Source organism: Planosporangium spinosum (assembly GCF_049999945.1).
GTDB classification, from domain to species: Bacteria; Actinomycetota; Actinomycetes; order Mycobacteriales; family Micromonosporaceae; genus Planosporangium; species Planosporangium spinosum.
The window spans coordinates 141,959-158,504 of sequence record NZ_JBLYUB010000007.1; the positions used below are offsets into that span (position 1 = coordinate 141,959).

Sequence of the window (16,546 nt, forward strand, 5' to 3'; positions counted from 1 at the left end):
CGGATCTATCCGAAGCACCACAGGACAATCGTGGTACCCGGCGGGACCGGCTGGCCGGCCGGGGGGTTCTGAATGCGAACCTTGCCACCCCCGATGACCTGCGCCTGCAACCCCACCTGGGCCAGCATCGCCTTGGCCTCCTCGGCGTCCCGGCCGCCCAGGTCCGGTACCGGGACGGCGGCGGGGCCCTTGCTCACGGTGAGGGTCACGGTCGCACCGGCCTCCACACCGGTGCCGTCGGTCGGGTCCTGCGCGAGCACGGTGTTGGCCGGCTTGTTGCTGTCCTGCTGCTTGACGGCGACCTTGAGGCCCTGGCCGGTCAGCGCCGCCTGCGCCTGGTCGAGCGGCTGGCCGATCACGCTCGGCACGGTGACCGGCGCCCGGCCCTTGCTGACCTTGACGGTGACCTTCGTGCCCGGCTTCACCTCCGTCTGGGCCGGCGGCTCGGTGCTGACCACGGTGCCGGCCGGCACCGCGTCGTCGTACACCTGCACCGTCTCCACGACGAGCTTGAGCTGGGTCAGCTCGGCCTGCACCAGGCCGGCCTCCTTGCCCCCCTCCTCGGGCAGCAGGTAGCGCTCGGGGCCCAGCGACAGCGACAGGGTGATCGTGCTGCCGGAGACGACCCGGCTACCCGGAGCCGGGTGCTGGGACAGCACCGTGTCCTTGGGCTTGTTCTCGTTGAAGTGGCCGGCGTCGAAACGCACCGTGAAGCCGTTCCGCTGCGCGAGCGCCTGCGCCTGGCCCTTCTGCAGGGCCACCAGGTTGGGCGCGTCGGTGAACCGGCCGATCCCGAACCACCAGCCGGTCACGGCGACCAGCAGGCCCAGGACGGCCAGGGCGGCCGCGACCGACAGCCGCCCGCGTGGGCTGCCGAGCACCCGGTCCTTGAGCGCCTTCAGGCCACCGCCGGCCGGGCGGGCGTCGGTGGGCCGCTGCCGGGCAACACGCGGCTGTGGGCTCGCCGGGGTCGCGGATCCGGGCAGCCGGGCCCAGGTCGGGCGCTCCGGCGGCACCGGGCGGAGCCCGTTCCCCGGTACGGTCTCCGCCAGTGCCGAGACCTGCGGCTGGTGCATGTGCACCGTGGCGTCGGTCCGGGGCAGGTGCGTCGTGGCGTCGGAGCCGGCGGCGCCGTCGTACCGGGGGACCATCATCGTCGGGGCGGCCTCCGGCCGTACCCGGGGCGGTCCGGAAGCCGTACCCAGGTCGTCGCGCGCGTCCTGCACCTCGGCCAGCAGGGTGCCGGCGTCGCTCGGGCGGGCGTCGGGATCCCGGCGGGTGGCCCGTGTCACCAGGTCGTCGACGACCGGGGGCAGGCCGGGCACGTACCGCGACGGGGGCGGCATGTCGCGGTCGACGTGCTGCCAGGCCACCTCGATCGGGCGTTCGGCCTCATAGGGCACCCGGCCGGTGAGCATCTCGAACAGCACGACCCCGGCCGAGTACACGTCCGAGCGCGGGTCGGCGCGGCCGTCGGTGACCAGTTCCGGCGCGACGTACGCGACGGTCGCCAGCAGCTGCCCGCCGCTGCTCGGAGCGTCGGTGCTGGCCTCCTCGACCGCGCGGGCCAGCCCGAAGTCGGTGACCTTGACGACGCTGTCCAGCAGGCTGTGGTTGGGCGCCTCGGCGACCAGGACGTTCTCCGGCTTGACGTCGCGGTGCACCAGCCCGGCGCGGTGCGAGGCGGCGATCGCGGCGAGCATCTGTTCCATGATCGCCAGCGCGTCGGCCGGTGCCAGCCGCCGCCGGTCGGTGAGCACCTCGCGCAGCGTTCGGCCGCGGACGTACTCGAGCACCAGGTAGGGCAGGCCCTCGTGGGTGCCCTGGTCGTAGACGGCGACCACGTTGGGGTGGGTCAGCCGGGCGATGACCTTGGCCTCGTCGGTGAACCGTTCGAGGAACCGGGGCTCACTGGCCTGTGTCGGGTGGATGATCTTCAACGCGACGGTGCGCTCGAGCCGTTCGTCCACGGCTGTGTAGACGGTCGCCATCCCGCCGCGTGCGACCCGCGCGCGAACGCGGTAGCGTCCGTCGATGAGCGCCCCGATGAGAGAGTCGGCGACTGTCGTGTCCATCGGCAGCGAGTGTACGGCGAATCACGGCGACACGTTCAGCGAGCCGTGCCGCGGGGCGTTGGTGGGCTGATATTCCCAGGTCGGCGGGGTGGCGGTGCGGCTTGCGAGTCGGTCTACGGCGCCGCCTCGGCGGGTGGAGTCACGGTCAGTGACGGCTTCTTACCGGGCGTGGTCAACGGTGCGTCCTCGGGCACCGGGCTCTGTACCGCCGACGGTTTCACCGGAGCCTCCGCCGGAGTCGAGGTGGACGATGCGTCCGGGACCGGAGTCGTCGTCGGCACCGGAGTCGCCGTCGCCGTCGCCGTGGCCGGGGTATCGGAGGCCGGCGTCCCCGACGGGAGCCCGCTTGCCGCCGGCCCGGCCGAGCCGGGCGCCGAGGCCGGCGCGGAGGGGTGGCGTGTCGGCGCGCTCCGACGGTGCCCGGGCACCCCGGACGAGCCCGGCGCCGGTGTGGACGTCGCCGATACCGTCTGCGAAGCCGGTGTGTCGGCGCTCGCGTCGGCGACCAGGACGCCCAGGCTTCCGGTGACGGCGAAGAAGGTACCGATGGCGGACGCGGCGATGACGCTCGCCACGGTCCCCGCTGCCAGCATCCGGCGGGGATCTCTCAGTGGTGCCCAGATGCTCTCCCGAGCCGGCAGCGACGTGCGGCGCCAGGCGTCTGCGTCTGCGGCTGCGGCTGCGTCGAGCCGACCGCTCGCGTCCGCGCCGAACCTCGCACCGTCCGTGCCGAGCCGACCGCCGGGCCCGCCGTTCGGGCAGCCGACGCTCGCCCCGTCGCCGGCCCGGATCACGGCGTCGAAACGGGCGGCGCCGGCGGCATGATCCGGGCCGGTCGCGCCACCGGTCCGGTTGCCGACCCCGTTGTGGTTGCCGACCCCGGTCCGGTGGCCGCGGTCGGACCGGATCGAGCGCCAGGCGTCAAGGATCTCCCGGCGCATCGTCTCCCAGGGATTCACGACGCTGTCCCTTTCCGTACCGTCACTCGCTGCTCGCGGTCTCGTGGTCTCGTGGTTGATCTAGTACGGACGGGTCGGCTGGATCCGCCGACTCGGGACATGGCAGGGTGAAGAGGTGACCGACGCTGAGCAGCCGGCCGAGTGGCTGGCGTTGCCCGATATCGCCGAGCAGCTGGGTATCCCGATCACCAAGGTGCACGACATGCTGCGCGAGAACCGGCTCCTCGCGGTACGCCGCGACGGCGTGCTGCGGGTTCCCGCGGAGCTGGTGGCTGGTGACACGGTACTCAAACACCTTCCCGGCGTGCTGACCTTGCTGCGTGACTCTGGGTATAACGACGAAGAGGCGCTTCGGTGGCTGTACACGCCGGATGAGTCACTTCCCGGTACCCCGGCGACCGCGCTGTCGGGCCACCGGGCCACCGAGGTCAAGCGCCGCGCGCAGGCGCTGGGGTTCTGACCGGCCGGCCAGGTGCGCCACCTCCTCTACCTCGCCGTACTGCTCGGCTGCCTGGCCGGGGCGCTCTGGCTCGAACCGGTCCTGCGGGTGGGTGTGCTGCGTCGGTGGCGGCGGCTGCTGTTGACGCTGCTGCCGGTCGCCACCGTGTTCACGGCGTGGGACGTCGCGGCGATCGCCGCCGGACACTGGAGCTTCGACGCCGCCCAGACGACCGGGGTACTGCTGCCCGGTGGACTGCCGCTGGAGGAGCTGCTGTTCTTCCTGGTCGTACCGGTCTGCGCGATCCTCGGCTTCGAGGCGGTCCGCACGGTGCTGGCCCGGTGGAACGGCTCCGCTCCGCTCCGGCGGGACGGCTCCGCTCCGCTCCGGCGGGACGGCTCAGCGACGGGCCTCGACCGCCCGGGGGAGGCACCGTGACGTACACCGTCGCGGCACTGCTGGGGGTGCTCGGCGCGCTCGTCGTCGACCTCGCGCTGCTGCGGACCCGGCTGGTGACCCGGTTGGTGTTCTGGGCCACGTACCCGATCATCTTCGGCTTTCAGTTGCTGTCCAACGGTGTGCTGACCGGGTTCGGGGTGGTGCGGTACAACCCGGCCGCGATCCTGGGCCTGCGGCTGGCGTACGCGCCGATCGAGGATCTCGCGTTCGGCTTCGCGCTCGTGTTGACGACGCTGTCGGTGTGGGTGCGCCTGGGCCGCCGGGACTCCCGTGATCGTGAAGACCACGCAGAGTCATAGCCCAAGGCCGCGAAGTCTCCGCGGATCATGGGTGACCGGGGTGTCAGGTCAGGCGGCTCGTGGCGGCGGCAGCCAGTTCCCGCAGCGCCTCGGCGCCTGCCGGGTCCAGCGGCACCGTGTCGAGCGCGGCGAGCGCGGACGCGGTCAGCTCGGCGATGCGCTCCTCGGTGCGCCGCAGCGCCCCGGTCGCGGTGATGATCTCGCGTAGCCGGTCGATACCCGCCCGGTCGAGCGTCGGGTCGCCCAGACCGGCGCGCAGCTCCCGCGCCGGCGCCTCGTCGGCCGCGTCGAAGGCGGCCGCCACCAGATAGGTGCGCTTGCCCTCGCGCAGGTCGTCGCCGGCCGGCTTGCCGGTGACGGTCGGGTCGCCGAACACCCCCAGGACGTCGTCGCGGAGCTGGAACGCCTCGCCGAGCGGCAGGCCGAACGCCGAGTACGCCCGGAACACCTCGTCGGGGGCGTCTGCGAAGGCGGCGCCGAGCAGCAGCGGGCGCTCCACCGTGTACTTCGCCGACTTGAACCGCGCCACCAGACCCGCCCGGGTCAGCGAGGTGTCGCCGGTGACCTGGTTGTGCATGTCGAGGTACTGCCCGACGGTCACCTCGGTGCGCATCTCGTCGAAGACGCTCCGCGCCCGCGCGAGGGTCACCGGGTCGAGCCCGCTGCCGTGCAGCAGTTCGTCCGACCAGACCAGGCACAGGTCACCGAGCAGGATCGCCGAGGCGGTGCCGAAGTCGGCCGGCTCGCCCAGCCATCGCGCGCCCCGGTGCAGTGCCGCGAAGTGCCGGTGCACCGCGGGCTCACCCCGGCGGGTGTCGGACGCGTCCATCACGTCGTCATGGATGAGGGCGCTGGCCTGTACGAACTCCAGCGCGGCCGCCCCGGCGACCACCTCGTCGCGGTCGGCGCCACCGGCGGCCCGGTAGCCCCAGTACGTGAACGCCGGCCGCAGCCGCTTGCCGCCACCGAGCACGAACTTCTCGATCGCTTCGGCGACGGGGAGCAGCGCCTCGTCGATGCCCGCCAGTTGCTCGCGCCGGCGGGTCAGAAACGCGCCGAGGGCAGAGTCCACGCGGGTACGCAGCCCAGCCCGATCCAACACAGACGCCGTCACGTGCCCGAACCTAGCTGCACCCGGAGCGGGCCGACGCAGCGCCCCCCGAGGCTGTTGCGCGGTCGGGGAGGTGCGCGACCGCACGGTCGGGGAGGTACGCGACCGCCGAGCGGTACAGCTCGGCGTACTCGCGGACGGCCGGTACCGACCGCGCCGCCCGCAGGCGCGGATGCAGCGAGGTGAGCTGGCGCAGCGCCCGGACCGAGCCGACCCGCACCGTGGTGAGCAGCGCCGCGCGGGCGGTCGCGCAGGCCGCCTCGACCTCGCCGGTGTCCAGCTGCACCGCGGCGAGCCAGCCGGCGTACAGCGCACCGGCCCGCAACCGGATCCGCCGGTCGGCGAGCGCCGTGCGCAGCAGCGGTTCGGCGGTCCGGGGCCGGCCCGCCGCCGCGTAGCAGCGGCCGGTCATCGCGGTCAGCTCCGCGTCGTGGAACCAGTACAGCCAGGGCGGGTCCGTGCCGGGGTCGCGCCGCTGGTACGCCCGTTCGGCCGCGGCGAGCGCCCGTTCGCAGTCCCGGCGCGCGCCGGTCCGTGCCGCCGCGAACGCCACCCGGTGCAGGAGCAGGGCCCGGGTGCCGGTCGATGCCGCGGGCCGGGCCAGCCGGTACCCGCGCCGGGCCAGCTCCAGCGCCTCGGCCGGGCCGGCATCCAGGTGGGCGAGGGTTGCCAGCAGGTGGCCCAGGATCGGGTACGCGCCGGCGGCGGCCGCCGCCTCGACGCCGACCCGGTGCGCCCGCCGGAGCCGCCCGCGCGCGCCCGCGTCGGCGGCCACCCAGCAGGTCACCTGGGCCAGCTCGGCGACGGCCGGCAGGAGTTGCCGGCGCCGCCGCTCGGGTAGCCCGTCCGCGCGGAGCAGGCGGAGCCCCGCCGCCAGCTCCCGGCCGGCGAGCCGGCTCAGGTCGGCGCCGCCGACCAGATCGTCCATCCATCGCAGCGCCGCGATCCGGGTCGTCAGCGTCGCGCCGGTGACCGCTGGCAGGTACGGGTCGGTTGGCGGGTGCGGACCGGCCGGCGGGTTCCGGTCGGCCGGTGGTTCACCGCGTCGTAGCCGGGCGACCGCGGCGGCCCGTTCGAGCGCGTCGAGCGGGATGCCGAGAACGGCCGACAGGCACCGCAGCCAGCGCCGGCCCGGGATGCGTTCCTCGCGCTCCCAGCGGGAAATCTCGTTCCTGGTCAGGGTCGGTGCGCCGGCCGTGGCGCACAACAGTTCCGCCAGCCGCAGCTGCGACCATCCGGACGCCAGCCGCACCCGGGTGATCAGCGCTCCGATGGACTCCGGGCCTGGCTGCGGGGCGCACTCTGGCCCGGGTGCCGGGTCGTACTCCGGCCGCGACGGCGTCATCGGGCAACCTCCGTACGGTCGACGCCAACTCCTCGCGACCCCCTGTGCGTGCGGTGACCCCCGTGGCGTCAGTCGTACCGCAGGGGTGCGACGGTTCGGGGGTGGCGCGGCGCCCGACGCGGCCGACCGGACCGGCGCTTCGTAGATCTTGGAAAGTTGGGCACCGGTATTGGTGCCTAACTTTCCAAGATTGGGAAAGTGGCGCCGTGGCCAGGCGCCCGGGCGGCCCGCGCCGGAGATCCAGCCACCGCCGTGGCCGTAGTGGGGCGGAACCTGCGCGGTGCCCCGGTCGGTGCGGGGCACGGTGCGCGCGGCTGTGCGGCTCCTCAACGAGCGCGGCCTGGTACGCACCCGGCAGGGTCGGGACACCTTCGTGCTGCCGCCGGAATGCCACTGAAGCCGTCCGACCCGTACCCGACGGTCCGCGTCGCAGATCACGTGGCCATTTGTCGGGACAACGACGACCGTTACCGGTTCACCTGGGTAAAGTCCCAGCGTGGCACTCGGACTCCCCTCGGTGATGCCCGGCGAGAGACCGGCGATCGGTGACCTGGTGCGCTCGTCCGGGCCAACGTTCTCGTTCGAGTTCTTCCCGCCCAAGACCGCCGAGGGCGAGCGGCTGCTCTGGCAGGCCATCCGCGAGCTGGAGTCGCTGCGGCCGTCGTTCGTGTCCATCACCTACGGCGCGGGCGGCTCCACCCGGGACACCACGATCGCGGTGACCGAGCGGATCGCGACCGAGACCACCCTGCTGCCGATGGCGCACCTGACCGCGGTCAACCACTCGGTCGCCGAGCTGCGCCGGGTCATCGGCAACTACGCCGAGGCCGGCATCCACAACGTCCTGGCGCTGCGCGGCGACCCGCCCGGCGACCCGCAGGCGGACTGGGTGGCCCACCCCGAGGGCCTGCGCCACGCCAGCGAGCTGGTCGAGCTGGTACGGCACAGCGGCGACTTCTGCGTCGGGGTGGCCGCGTTTCCGGAGAAGCACCCGCGCTCGCCCGACTTCGACACTGACGTGGACTACTTCGTCCGCAAGTGCCGCGCCGGCGCGGACTTCGCCATCACCCAGTTCTTCTTCCGCTGGCAGGACTGGGCCCGGCTGCGCGACGCGGTGACCGCGCGCGGCTGCGATGTACCGATCATCCCCGGAGTCATGCCGGTCACCAGCGTCCGCAACATCGAGCGGATGGCGCAGCTGTCCGGCGCGGCCTTCCCGGCCGACCTGGCCGAGCGGCTGCACGCCGTCGCCGACGACGCGGCGGCGGTGCGGGAGATCGGCGTCGAGGTGGCCACCGAGCTGTGCGAGCGGCTGCTGGCCGAGGGCGCGCCGGGAATCCACTTCATCACCCTCAACCGGTCGACGGCGACCAGGGAGATCTGGCAGAACCTCGGGGCGCGCACCCCGGCCGGATGAAGACCTGGGACGAGTACGCGGCGGACTGGCGCGACCTGCACGGCGGGTACGACCCCCGGACCGGTTCGCCGTTCGTGCGGGGCTGGCTGCGGATCGCGTACACCTCCGGTCGTGCCGCGGCCCGGCTCGGCGCCACGCCGGCCGTGGTCACCGGTGTCGGGCTGGCGCTGTCGGCCGGGGTACCCGTCGCGGTGTGGCGCGCGCCCGGCGGCGCGCTGCTCGGCGCGGCGCTGGTGCTGCTGTCCGCCGTCGCGGACTCGGCCGACGGCGCGGTCGCGGTGCTGACCGCCCGCGCGTCCCGCCTGGGGCAGGCGTACGACGGGCTGGCCGACCGGGTCGGCGAGGCGTGCTGGCTGGTGGCGCTGTGGCTGCTGGGCGTGCCCGGCTGGCTGCTGCTCGCCTGCGGTGGCCTCTCCTGGCTGCACGAGTACCTGCGGGCGATGGGACGGGCGGCGGGCATGGCCGAGATCGGGGCGGTGACGGTCGCCGAGCGGCCCACCCGGATCATCCTGGTCGTGGCGGCCCTGCTGGTGGGCGGGTTCACCACGGGTACGGCCGTGGTCGTGGTGGTCGGCGTCTGGGCGGTCCTGGCGGCGGTCGGCTTCGGCCAGCTCCTCGTCACGGTCCGCGCGAAACTCCGCTGAGCCGGGCCGGGCCCGCACCACGCCGAGCCGGCCCAGGTCGCACCACGCCGAGCCGGCCCAGGTCGCACCACGCCGAGCCGGCCCAGGTCGCACTACGCCGAGCCGGCCCAGGCCGCACTACGCCGAGCCGACCTGGGCCGCCACGATCTTCGCCGACAGCATCACCATCGGCAGGCCGCCGCCGGGGTGCACCGACCCGCCGACGAGGAACAGCCCGCGCACCGGCCCCCGGTTGCCGGGTCGGCGCAGGCCGGCGAGCCCGTGCGCGGGCGTACCGTAGATCGCCCCGCCCGGCGACGCGGTCATCGCCGCCAGGTGGGCCGGGGTCAGCACGTCGCGGAACAGCACCCGGTCGCGTACCTCCACGCCCCGGGCGGCGAGCAGGTCGAGGACATGGTCGGCGTACCGAGCCGCGACGCCGGGGCGGGTCCAGTCGACGCCCGCCGCGTTGTCGCCCTGCGGCGCCGCGTTGACCAGGACGAACCATGCCTCGTGGCCGTCCGGGCGGACCAGCGGGTCGTCGGCGACCGTGACGAAGACCGCCGGGTCGCGGGCCGGCCGCGCCGGTACGCCCCGGCGCGGATGGCCGAAGACGTCGTCGAACTCGCCGTCGTAGTCCCGCGGGAACAGCACCGTGTGGTGGGCCAGGCCGGGGGTACGCCCGCGCACGCCGAGCAGCAGGACGAAGCCGGCGAGACTGCGCTCGCGCAGCCGGGCCGCCCGGCGCCGGTCGGGCAGCAGGTCCCGGTACACCTCCAGGGCGTCGGCGTTGGCCACGACGACGTCGGCGCGCACGTACCCACCGTCGGCCAGCCGTACTCCGTGCACCCGGCCGCCGGCGGCGTCGATCTCCGCCACCGGGGCGCCGGTGCGCACCGTCACACCGAGGACGTCGCAGCGGGCCAGCAGGGCGTCGGCCAGGGTGGCCAGGCCCCCGCGCAGGTACCAGCCGCCGTAGCGCATCTCGGCGTACGGGATGGCCAGCAGCGCGGCCGGCGCGCGGCGCGGGTCGGCACCGGAGTAGGTGGCGTACCGTTCCAGCAGGGTGCGCAGCCGCGGGTCGGACAGGTACCGGCGGCCGGCGCTCCGGACGGTCTGCCCCGGCCCGATCGCGGCCAGGTCGCCGACCCGCCAGGCCAGCCGGGACAGTCCCAGGGTGGAGCGGGCCGGGGCGGTGAGCACGTGCCGCCAGGACGCCTCCCACACCCGCTCGGCGCGCCGCCACAGCCGCCGCCACTCGTCGGCCGACCGCTCGCCCAGGGCGTCCGCGATGCGACGGGCGAACTCCGCCTGGTCGCGACACGAGTCGAGGACCGTACCGTCGGCGAAGCGGTGGCGCACGATGGGGTCCAGCTCGACGAGGTGCCCGGCCAGGTCGTCGCCGAGCAGGTCGGACAGCACGTGCGGCAGGGTGAGCAGGCTCGGGCCGGTGTCGAAGCGGAACTCACCGGCGCGGGTCCGGCGGACGTGCCGGCCCAGCTTGCCGCCGACGGCGGCGGCGCGCTCGTACACGGTGACCCGGTGGCCCGCCGCCGCGAGCCGCGCCGCTGCCGCGAGGCCCCCGATGCCGGCGCCGACCACCACGACCTCGCTCATGCGCCCACCGTCGTCGACGGCTCGACCGGCCGGCCCTTCCAGCGCAGCCCGCCCCGGCGGCGGCGCCGGAACGACACCACGACCAGGAAGGCGAAGGCCAGGACCGACACCGGGTGGGCCAGCGCGTCGGGGAACGGGCGGCCGCCGGTGGCGCGGGCGGCGACCATCCGGCCGGCGACGCCGCACAGGTACCCGGCGAGCCCGGCGAGGGAGCCGGTCAGCATCAGCGCGAACGGCAGCACGTACAGCGCCAGCAGCGCGGACAGGACCGCCGCCGCACCGGCCGGCGAGCCGAACGACGCCCACAACGACTTGCCGTACCCGTCCACCAGTTCCCGCCACGACGCGTACATCCGGCACGTCGCGAGCGCCGACCCGTCGGCGAACGCGATCCGCCCGCCGGACCGCTTGACCGCGCGGGCCAGCTCGATGTCCTCCAGTACCCGGTCACGCACGCCCCCGTGACCGCCGGCCCGCCGGTAGGCGGCGGCCCGCACGACGAGGAACTGCCCGCCGGCGGCGGCCAGCGACGGCCGCCGGGACCGCTCCATCGCGCGCAACGGCAGGAAGGTCAGCCAGGACCACTGCAGCAGCGGCTGCACCAGGGGCTGCCCGACGACCCTCGGGTACGGGGAGACGAGGTCGAACCCGTCCGCGCCGCCGTCGCCGTTCCGGTCACCTTCCCTCTTCCCGTCGCCTTCGCCGTTCCCGCCATCGACAAGCGCGACGGCGGCGGCGACCGCGTCCGGGGTGAGCACCACGTCGGCGTCGACGAACACCAGGACCTCGGCCTGCGTCGCGGCGGCGAGCTGGGCACACGCGTGCGGCTTGCCCAGCCAGCCGGGCGGTGGGGGAGCACCGGCCAGCAGCCGTACCCGGTCGCCGGCGACCGCCCGTACGAGGGCGGGTGTCCCGTCGGTGGAGCCGTCGTCGAGGACGACGATCTCCAGGTGCGGTACGCCCCGCTGCGCCAGCAGCGCGCGCAGGCACGGCTCGACCCGGTGCGCCTCGTCGCGCAGCGGCAGGAGAACGGCGACCGACCGGTCGGTGCCGGCCGGCCGGGGCGCCGGCCGGCGCAGCAGCGCGGCGTTGACGAGGGTGTGCGCGGTCAACGCGGCGACGGCGGCTGCGAGCGCGAGCGCGATCACGTCGCCACCCGGTGCGGTTCCGATCGTGCCGCCGGGTGCCGGGGTGGCCGGGAGCGGCCGCGCCACAGGGCCACCGCCAGGGGGACGGCCACCGACCCCATGCCGAGCGCGCCCCACGCCGCCGACGCCGGCAGGTCCAGGAACACCGCGTGCGCCAGCACGCCGGAGGCGTACGTCCACAGGTACAGCACGTACATCGGCGCGTCCACCCCCGGCCGGCGGGTGCCCGCAGCGGCCGCGAGCAGCGCCAGGACGGCCGCCAGCAGCGCCATCAGGATGACGGCGACGAGCAGCCACCCCAGGTAGTTGGTGAGCGGGATGCCGGGTACGCCGGGCAGCGCCGGCCGCGGGTCGCGCCACCGCCAGTACCCTTCGGCGACCATCTGCGGGTCGAGGAACAGGTCCCAGGTGGCCAGGGCGAGCCCGGCGAGCGGTACCCGCAGCGGCACCGGGGCCACGAGCCGGCCCGCCGCCAGCCATGCCGGCCACGCCATCCAGGTCCACGCGAGCGGGATCACCAGCGGTACCCCGAACAGCGTGAACCCCAGCGCGTCGCCGTAGGAGTAGGTGCCGAACGGGACACCGGTCGCCACCCCGAGCGCCTCGACGGTCAGGCCGCCGCCGGCGGTGACGGCCACCAGCGCGACGGCGGTCCGCCGTCCCCGGCTGGCCGCGGCGTGGGCGACCGAGACGGCGAACCCGAGCAGCACGGTCAGCACGGTGAGCCGCGCCCGGGTCGCGCCGTCGACCAGCGGGTACCCGATCTCGGCGACCACCAGCGCGGCCAGACCGGCCCACCGGAGATTCACACCGGCGGGGGATCTCCGAACGTTCACGTCGGCACGGGGGTTCACGTCCGACCGCCGGGTCTCACGCCGGCACGTGCGCGGGTAGTGGCAGGATCCGGCCCAGGATCCCGAAAGGGCGGTCGTCGCCGGGGAAGTAGAAGTTGCGCAGGACGTCGACGAAGCCGAACCGGCGGTACAGCCGCCAGGCGCGCGAGATGCTCTCGTCGGCTTCCGGGGTCGACAGCAGCACGGTGTGGTGCGCGACACCGGACAGCAGCGCGCGCAGTTGCCGCTGGCCGATGCCGTGCCCCTGGGTGGACGGGCGGACGTGCAGCTCCACCAGTTCGAAGCAGTCCGACATCCACGCCTTGCCGTCGTCGCGGCGCAGCGACGCCCGGATCTGGTCATGCCACCACTGGCCGGGCGTCGAGGTGTACCCGTAGCCGAAGCCGAGCAGCGAACCGTCGTCGCCGAGCGTGGCCACGGCCCGGAAACCCGGCCGGCCGGCGTGTGCGGCCACGTACCCGCGGCGGGTCTGCAACAGGTCGGCGTGGTAACCCATGGCCGAGCCGTACACCTCGATCACCTCGTCGAGCCGGTGCACCAGGTCGTCGGGCTGCCACGCCACGAGCCTCATCCGCGGTCGTCCCTTCCGTTCCAGCCGAGCACGTCGCGGTCGCCGTCGACGTCGAGCACCGCGAACCGGGTGAACAGCTCCTCCGCGTACCACCGGCGCAGCGGGGTCGCGGTGACCGCGGCCCGGTGCTCGGACCGACCGTACGCGAAGCCTACGAGGTCCGTGGTGCTCCGCCACAGGCTGACCGTGCCCTGCCAGCCCAGGGGGGCCTCCCCGATGCCGAACGCGGCGAGCAGGCCCGGTGCGGTCGGCAGGGTCGCCGCGACTCCGGGAATCGTCCGCCAGAATGCCACCGCCGCCCGGCCCGGGCGCAGCCGGGCGCGGGTGAGCACGAGGACCGGGCCGTCGGTCACCGGGCCGTCGGTCACCGGGCCGTCGGTCACCGGGCCGTCGGTCACCGGGCCGTCGGTCACCGGGTCGTCGGTCACCGGGTCGTCGGTCCGGTCCGGCGGCGGGGCCGGCACCGGGAACGGGTCACGACCGGCCCACGTACCGCGGCTCGTCAGCGGTCGCAGCGTCAGCCGGCAGTGCGCGGTGGCGAGCCGGGCCCAGGCCCGACCGACCGGCGAGTCGTCGAAGCGGACGGCGGCGGCCGCGTCGTCCCACGCGACGACGGCGGCCCACCGGGTGGGATCCGCGTTGCCGGGGGAGAACCGGAGATCACGCCCCGTGCCGAGCAGCTTCGCGAACGACACCCCCGGGGTACGGCGCAGCCGGCGCCGGTCGAGCGCCATCCGCCACAGCGCGCGGGGCAGCGCGGCCGGTGACACCCGCCAGACGTGGAGGGTGACGAGCCCCGCCGAGGCGTCGGGGTATCCGCTCACGCCACCTCGGCGGGGGTTCCCGACGTCACCCGGACCAGTTCGGCGTAGGTGATCGGGAAGACCGCCTGCGGGATGCCGCCGGCCGCCCATATCTGGTCGTAGCTTTCCAGCGCGGCGTCCACGAAGGTGCGTACCGGCTTGGGATGGCCCAGCGGTGCCACGCCGCCGATCGGCTGGCCGGTGTGGTTGCGGACGAAGTCGGGGGTGGCCCGGCGTACCTTCCGCGCGCCCACCAGCCTGGCCAGCTTCGCGGTGTCGACCCGGTGGGCACCGGAGGTCAGGACGAGCAGCGCCTCGCCGTCGGCGTCGAAGATGAGGGAGTTGGCTATCTGACCGACCTGTACGCCCAGCGCCGCCGCTGCCGCCACTGCCGTATGGACCGCGTCGGGGAGGACCCGCACCGTGCTCGGCCGGCCCTCGGCGTCGCGCGCACCCGCCGAGCCGAGCGCGTCCTGTACCGCCTGCGCGTTGGGGTGAAGCTGCATGGATCCCATCTTGGCCGATGACGCCGGGAAAGGTCGGGCGCGGGGGGTTTTCGGTCGATGCCGGCGCTGCGGGCGCCGCCGGCGTTGTGGGCGCCGCCGGCCTCAGATTGGCGGTATCTCGGCCACCGCGGGTTCCGGTGCGACCGCTCCGGCCGTCGTCCGGCCGGCCGTCGTCCGGCCGGCCGTCGTCCGGCCGGCCGTCGTCCGGCCGGTCGTGGTCCCGTCGGTCGTGGTCCCGTCGGTCGTGGTCCCGTCGGTCGTCCGGGCGGTCTCGGCGAGGACGACCCCGACGAGGATGAGCGCGGCGCCCGCCAACTGGGCCGGGGCCAGCGCTTCGTCCAGCACCAGCCAGGCGATCGCACCGGCGAACACCGGCTCGACCATCCCCACGATCCCGGCGCTGGTGGGCGGCAGGTGCCGCAGCGACGCCGAGACCAGAAGGTACGGCGCGATGGAGCCGAGGAGTACGACGTAGCAGCACAGCAGCCAGACCGGCACGCCGCCGCTGGTGGCGCGCAGCAGGTGGCCGGGGAAGTGCCACCACGGCCGGAGGACGGCGCCGACGGCGGCGGCGAAGCCGAACGCCAGGCAGGTCAGCGACAGTGGGTCGCGCCGGGCCGCGCCACGCGCGCCGGCCAGGTAGTAGACGGCCAGCAGCGCCGCCGCGCCGAGGCCCGCGGCGATACCGACCGGGTTGAGCCGCAGGTCTCCCCAGATCTCCGCGACCCCGGCCAGCCCGGCGATGCTCAGCCCCAGCCCGACCCACAACCGCGGGCGTACCGGTTGGCGCTGGCCGAACCGGGCCCACAGCGCGACCAGGAGCGGTGCGGTGTACTCGAACAGCAGCGCGATGCCGACCGGTAGCCGGCTGATGGCGATGAAGTACAGCAGCGGTACGAACGCGAAGCCCGCCAGTCCGTACCCGACCAGCAGCGGCAACTCGCGACGGGTGAAGCGCAGGCGGCGGGGGGCGAGCGCCAGGGTCAGCACGAGGAGCCCGACGAATGCGCCGGTGGCCCGCAGGGTGGTCAGCTGCATCGGGTCCATGCCGGCCCGCAGGACGAGCTTGGCTACGGTGCCGTTGAGCGCGAACAGGGCCCCGGAGGCGACCACCATGCCGGCTCCCAGGGCGGGACGGGGCGTCAAGACGGTTCGACGCGTACGCGCCGGCCGGTCACCCGGGTGACCGGCCGAACCCGGAACCGGCCGTCGCCGGTCTTCCTCCTCAGGTCGTGCACCCCGCACTCCTCCCCGTTCCCGCCCGCCGTACGGCCCGGCGGCAGCCCTCCCGGTCGGGCAGGTCCGGCCGTCGAGCCGGGCCGCTCGGCTGCCGTCGTGCCGGGCCGCTCGGCTGCCGTCGTGCCGGGCCGCTCGGCTACCGCGGATCATCGCTCGGCATAAAGCAGACCATATTGCCGACTCGTCCCGACTCGGTGGGGTGACTCGAACCTCTGTTCGAAAATCTTGGCTGAGCATTGAGTTTTTGTCGGGGGGCCGGTGTACTCTTACCTGTAGTTCGAACACTCGTTCGACTGTTCGGAAGGGGCGATTCGCGGCGCCTCCTTCCGAAAGCGGGTCGCGACACCGCTCGAGGTCCGGTCATTGAGGGCCGGCCTCACGGCGGGACCGCCAGCCGTCACCCCCGACCCCCGGGCGGCGGCTGGCGGTCCACCGGCCGGGCGTGGCGTGGGGAAGCTCCATGCCCGGCCGGCACGCCGCTGCGTCTTCCTCCGCAGCGGTATTCGACAACCAGCACAGCGTGCGGCAACCGGCACGACGTGCGGCAACCAGCACAGCTTGAGGGAGACCCGATGCCGACGAACCGATCTCACGCCATCCCTGGCCCCAGGTCCGTCACCCCCCAGGACGGGCGCCAGGAACTGCCGGTTCCCGCACACGCGCTCCCTCACCGCACCCCGCGCGAGCTGATCTCGCTGGCCCGCCAGGGACTGGAAGAGGCCGCCGAGACCCGCAAGGACGGAATCCGCTACGCCACCGCCCACCTCGCCGCCCTGCGTGCCGCCGCGGCCGTGCTCGCCGCACGGGCCCGTCCCGCGCCCGGCCGGCGCAGCCGCCTCACCAGCGTCTGGGCGCTGCTGGTCCTGGTAGCGCCGGAGCTGAGCGAGTGGGCCTCCTTCTTCGCCGCCACCGCCTCGAAGCGGGCCGCCGCCGAGGCAGGCATCCCCCGCGTGGTCACCGCACGGGAGGCCGACGACCTGATCCGCTCGGCGGAACAGTTCATCGCGCTCGTGGAGGTTTCCCTCGGCCTGTCCTACCAGCCCCTGTTGGACGGTGACCGCCGCCTGGCGAGCTGACGCCG

At 74.5% G+C, this 16,546-nt stretch carries 17 protein-coding genes; 6 read left to right on the forward strand and 11 right to left on the reverse strand.

Annotated features, from left to right (window positions below; translation table 11 throughout):
* Nucleotides 1–5: 5 nt before the first annotated feature.
* Nucleotides 6–2,075: a Stk1 family PASTA domain-containing Ser/Thr kinase gene (gene pknB, locus ACNTMW_RS12190; protein ID WP_426633574.1), complete on the reverse strand. Its 2,070-nt coding sequence runs from the start codon at nt 2,073–2,075 to the stop codon at nt 6–8.
* Between the two features lie 113 nt (nt 2,076–2,188).
* On the reverse strand, nt 2,189–3,034 hold the full coding sequence (locus ACNTMW_RS12195) for a hypothetical protein (protein ID WP_426633575.1): 846 nt from the start codon (nt 3,032–3,034) through the stop codon (nt 2,189–2,191).
* A 115-nt stretch (nt 3,035–3,149) separates the two neighbouring features.
* Between ACNTMW_RS12195 and ACNTMW_RS12200 the strand changes: the two genes are divergently transcribed.
* Genes ACNTMW_RS12200 through ACNTMW_RS12210 form a run of 3 tightly spaced genes read left to right on the forward strand, consistent with a single transcriptional unit; the run spans nt 3,150 to nt 4,231 of the window.
* Nucleotides 3,150–3,494, forward strand: a complete 345-nt coding sequence (locus ACNTMW_RS12200; RefSeq protein ID WP_426633576.1) for an Rv2175c family DNA-binding protein — start codon at nt 3,150–3,152, stop codon at nt 3,492–3,494.
* Between the two features lie 12 nt (nt 3,495–3,506).
* Nucleotides 3,507–3,911 (forward strand): lycopene cyclase domain-containing protein, encoded by a 405-nt coding sequence (locus tag ACNTMW_RS12205; protein ID WP_426633577.1) that lies wholly within the window; start codon nt 3,507–3,509, stop codon nt 3,909–3,911.
* Nucleotides 3,908–4,231 carry a lycopene cyclase domain-containing protein gene (locus ACNTMW_RS12210; RefSeq protein WP_426633578.1) on the forward strand — a complete coding sequence of 108 codons (324 nt, stop codon included), beginning with the start codon at nt 3,908–3,910 and terminating at the stop codon, nt 4,229–4,231. Before ACNTMW_RS12205 ends, ACNTMW_RS12210 begins: the two co-directional genes overlap by 4 nt.
* Nucleotides 4,232–4,274: 43 nt before the next feature.
* Here ACNTMW_RS12210 and ACNTMW_RS12215 read toward each other — a convergent pair whose 3' ends face one another.
* Entirely contained in the window at nt 4,275–5,330 is a 1,056-nt protein-coding gene (locus ACNTMW_RS12215; protein ID WP_426633732.1) for a polyprenyl synthetase family protein, read from the reverse strand.
* Between the two features lie 25 nt (nt 5,331–5,355).
* Complete coding sequence (locus tag ACNTMW_RS12220; RefSeq protein WP_426633579.1) at nt 5,356–6,687, reverse strand: helix-turn-helix domain-containing protein; 1,332 nt, start codon at nt 6,685–6,687, stop codon at nt 5,356–5,358.
* A 496-nt stretch (nt 6,688–7,183) separates the two neighbouring features.
* Here ACNTMW_RS12220 and metF point away from each other — a divergent pair, with 496 nt between their 5' ends.
* Nucleotides 7,184–8,104 carry a methylenetetrahydrofolate reductase [NAD(P)H] gene (metF, locus tag ACNTMW_RS12225; RefSeq protein WP_426633580.1) on the forward strand — a complete coding sequence of 307 codons (921 nt, stop codon included), beginning with the start codon at nt 7,184–7,186 and terminating at the stop codon, nt 8,102–8,104.
* Nucleotides 8,101–8,748, forward strand: a complete 648-nt coding sequence (locus tag ACNTMW_RS12230; RefSeq protein WP_426633581.1) for a CDP-alcohol phosphatidyltransferase family protein — start codon at nt 8,101–8,103, stop codon at nt 8,746–8,748. The genes metF and ACNTMW_RS12230 overlap by 4 nt, the downstream gene beginning before the upstream one ends.
* A 117-nt stretch (nt 8,749–8,865) precedes the next feature.
* Here ACNTMW_RS12230 and ACNTMW_RS12235 read toward each other — a convergent pair whose 3' ends face one another.
* From ACNTMW_RS12235 to ACNTMW_RS12265, 7 genes are all read right to left on the reverse strand, one after another.
* Nucleotides 8,866–10,344: a phytoene desaturase family protein gene (locus tag ACNTMW_RS12235; protein WP_426633582.1), complete on the reverse strand. Its 1,479-nt coding sequence runs from the start codon at nt 10,342–10,344 to the stop codon at nt 8,866–8,868.
* The gene (locus tag ACNTMW_RS12240) at nt 10,341–11,516 is read right to left on the reverse strand and encodes a glycosyltransferase family 2 protein (protein ID WP_426633733.1); all 1,176 of its coding nucleotides are present in this window, start codon (nt 11,514–11,516) and stop codon (nt 10,341–10,343) included. Before ACNTMW_RS12240 ends, ACNTMW_RS12235 begins: the two co-directional genes overlap by 4 nt.
* On the reverse strand, nt 11,489–12,301 hold the full coding sequence (locus ACNTMW_RS12245; protein WP_426633583.1) for a carotenoid biosynthesis protein: 813 nt from the start codon (nt 12,299–12,301) through the stop codon (nt 11,489–11,491). The genes ACNTMW_RS12240 and ACNTMW_RS12245 overlap by 28 nt, the downstream gene beginning before the upstream one ends.
* A 61-nt stretch (nt 12,302–12,362) precedes the next feature.
* A complete protein-coding gene (locus tag ACNTMW_RS12250) occupies nt 12,363–12,917 on the reverse strand; it encodes a GNAT family N-acetyltransferase (protein ID WP_426633584.1) in 555 nt (184 codons plus the stop codon).
* The gene (locus ACNTMW_RS12255; protein WP_426633585.1) at nt 12,914–13,741 is read right to left on the reverse strand and encodes a monooxygenase; all 828 of its coding nucleotides are present in this window, start codon (nt 13,739–13,741) and stop codon (nt 12,914–12,916) included. The genes ACNTMW_RS12250 and ACNTMW_RS12255 overlap by 4 nt, the downstream gene beginning before the upstream one ends.
* Complete coding sequence (locus tag ACNTMW_RS12260) at nt 13,738–14,226, reverse strand: YbaK/EbsC family protein (protein ID WP_426633586.1); 489 nt, start codon at nt 14,224–14,226, stop codon at nt 13,738–13,740. The genes ACNTMW_RS12255 and ACNTMW_RS12260 overlap by 4 nt, the downstream gene beginning before the upstream one ends.
* A 102-nt stretch (nt 14,227–14,328) precedes the next feature.
* On the reverse strand, nt 14,329–15,342 hold the full coding sequence (locus ACNTMW_RS12265; protein WP_426633587.1) for an EamA family transporter: 1,014 nt from the start codon (nt 15,340–15,342) through the stop codon (nt 14,329–14,331).
* A 695-nt stretch (nt 15,343–16,037) separates the two neighbouring features.
* Here ACNTMW_RS12265 and ACNTMW_RS12270 point away from each other — a divergent pair.
* On the forward strand, nt 16,038–16,541 hold the full coding sequence (locus tag ACNTMW_RS12270) for an SAV_6107 family HEPN domain-containing protein (RefSeq protein ID WP_426633588.1): 504 nt from the start codon (nt 16,038–16,040) through the stop codon (nt 16,539–16,541).
* Nucleotides 16,542–16,546: the final 5 nt, after the last annotated feature.

Bases quoted from the DNA above. Each gene is read 5' to 3' on its own strand.
- ACNTMW_RS12250 (WP_426633584.1), bottom strand. From the start codon at position 12,917: ATGAGGCTCGTGGCGTGGCAGCCCGACGACCTGGTGCACCGGCTCGAC.
- ACNTMW_RS12260 (WP_426633586.1), bottom strand. From the start codon at position 14,226: ATGCAGCTTCACCCCAACGCGCAGGCGGTACAGGACGCGCTCGGCTCG.
- ACNTMW_RS12270 (WP_426633588.1), top strand. From the start codon at position 16,038: ATGCCGACGAACCGATCTCACGCCATCCCTGGCCCCAGGTCCGTCACC.
- pknB (WP_426633574.1), bottom strand. From the start codon at position 2,075: ATGGACACGACAGTCGCCGACTCTCTCATCGGGGCGCTCATCGACGGA.
- ACNTMW_RS12265 (WP_426633587.1), bottom strand. From the start codon at position 15,342: ATGGTGGTCGCCTCCGGGGCCCTGTTCGCGCTCAACGGCACCGTAGCC.
- ACNTMW_RS12235 (WP_426633582.1), bottom strand. From the start codon at position 10,344: ATGAGCGAGGTCGTGGTGGTCGGCGCCGGCATCGGGGGCCTCGCGGCA.
- ACNTMW_RS12230 (WP_426633581.1), top strand. From the start codon at position 8,101: ATGAAGACCTGGGACGAGTACGCGGCGGACTGGCGCGACCTGCACGGC.
- ACNTMW_RS12220 (WP_426633579.1), bottom strand. From the start codon at position 6,687: ATGACGCCGTCGCGGCCGGAGTACGACCCGGCACCCGGGCCAGAGTGC.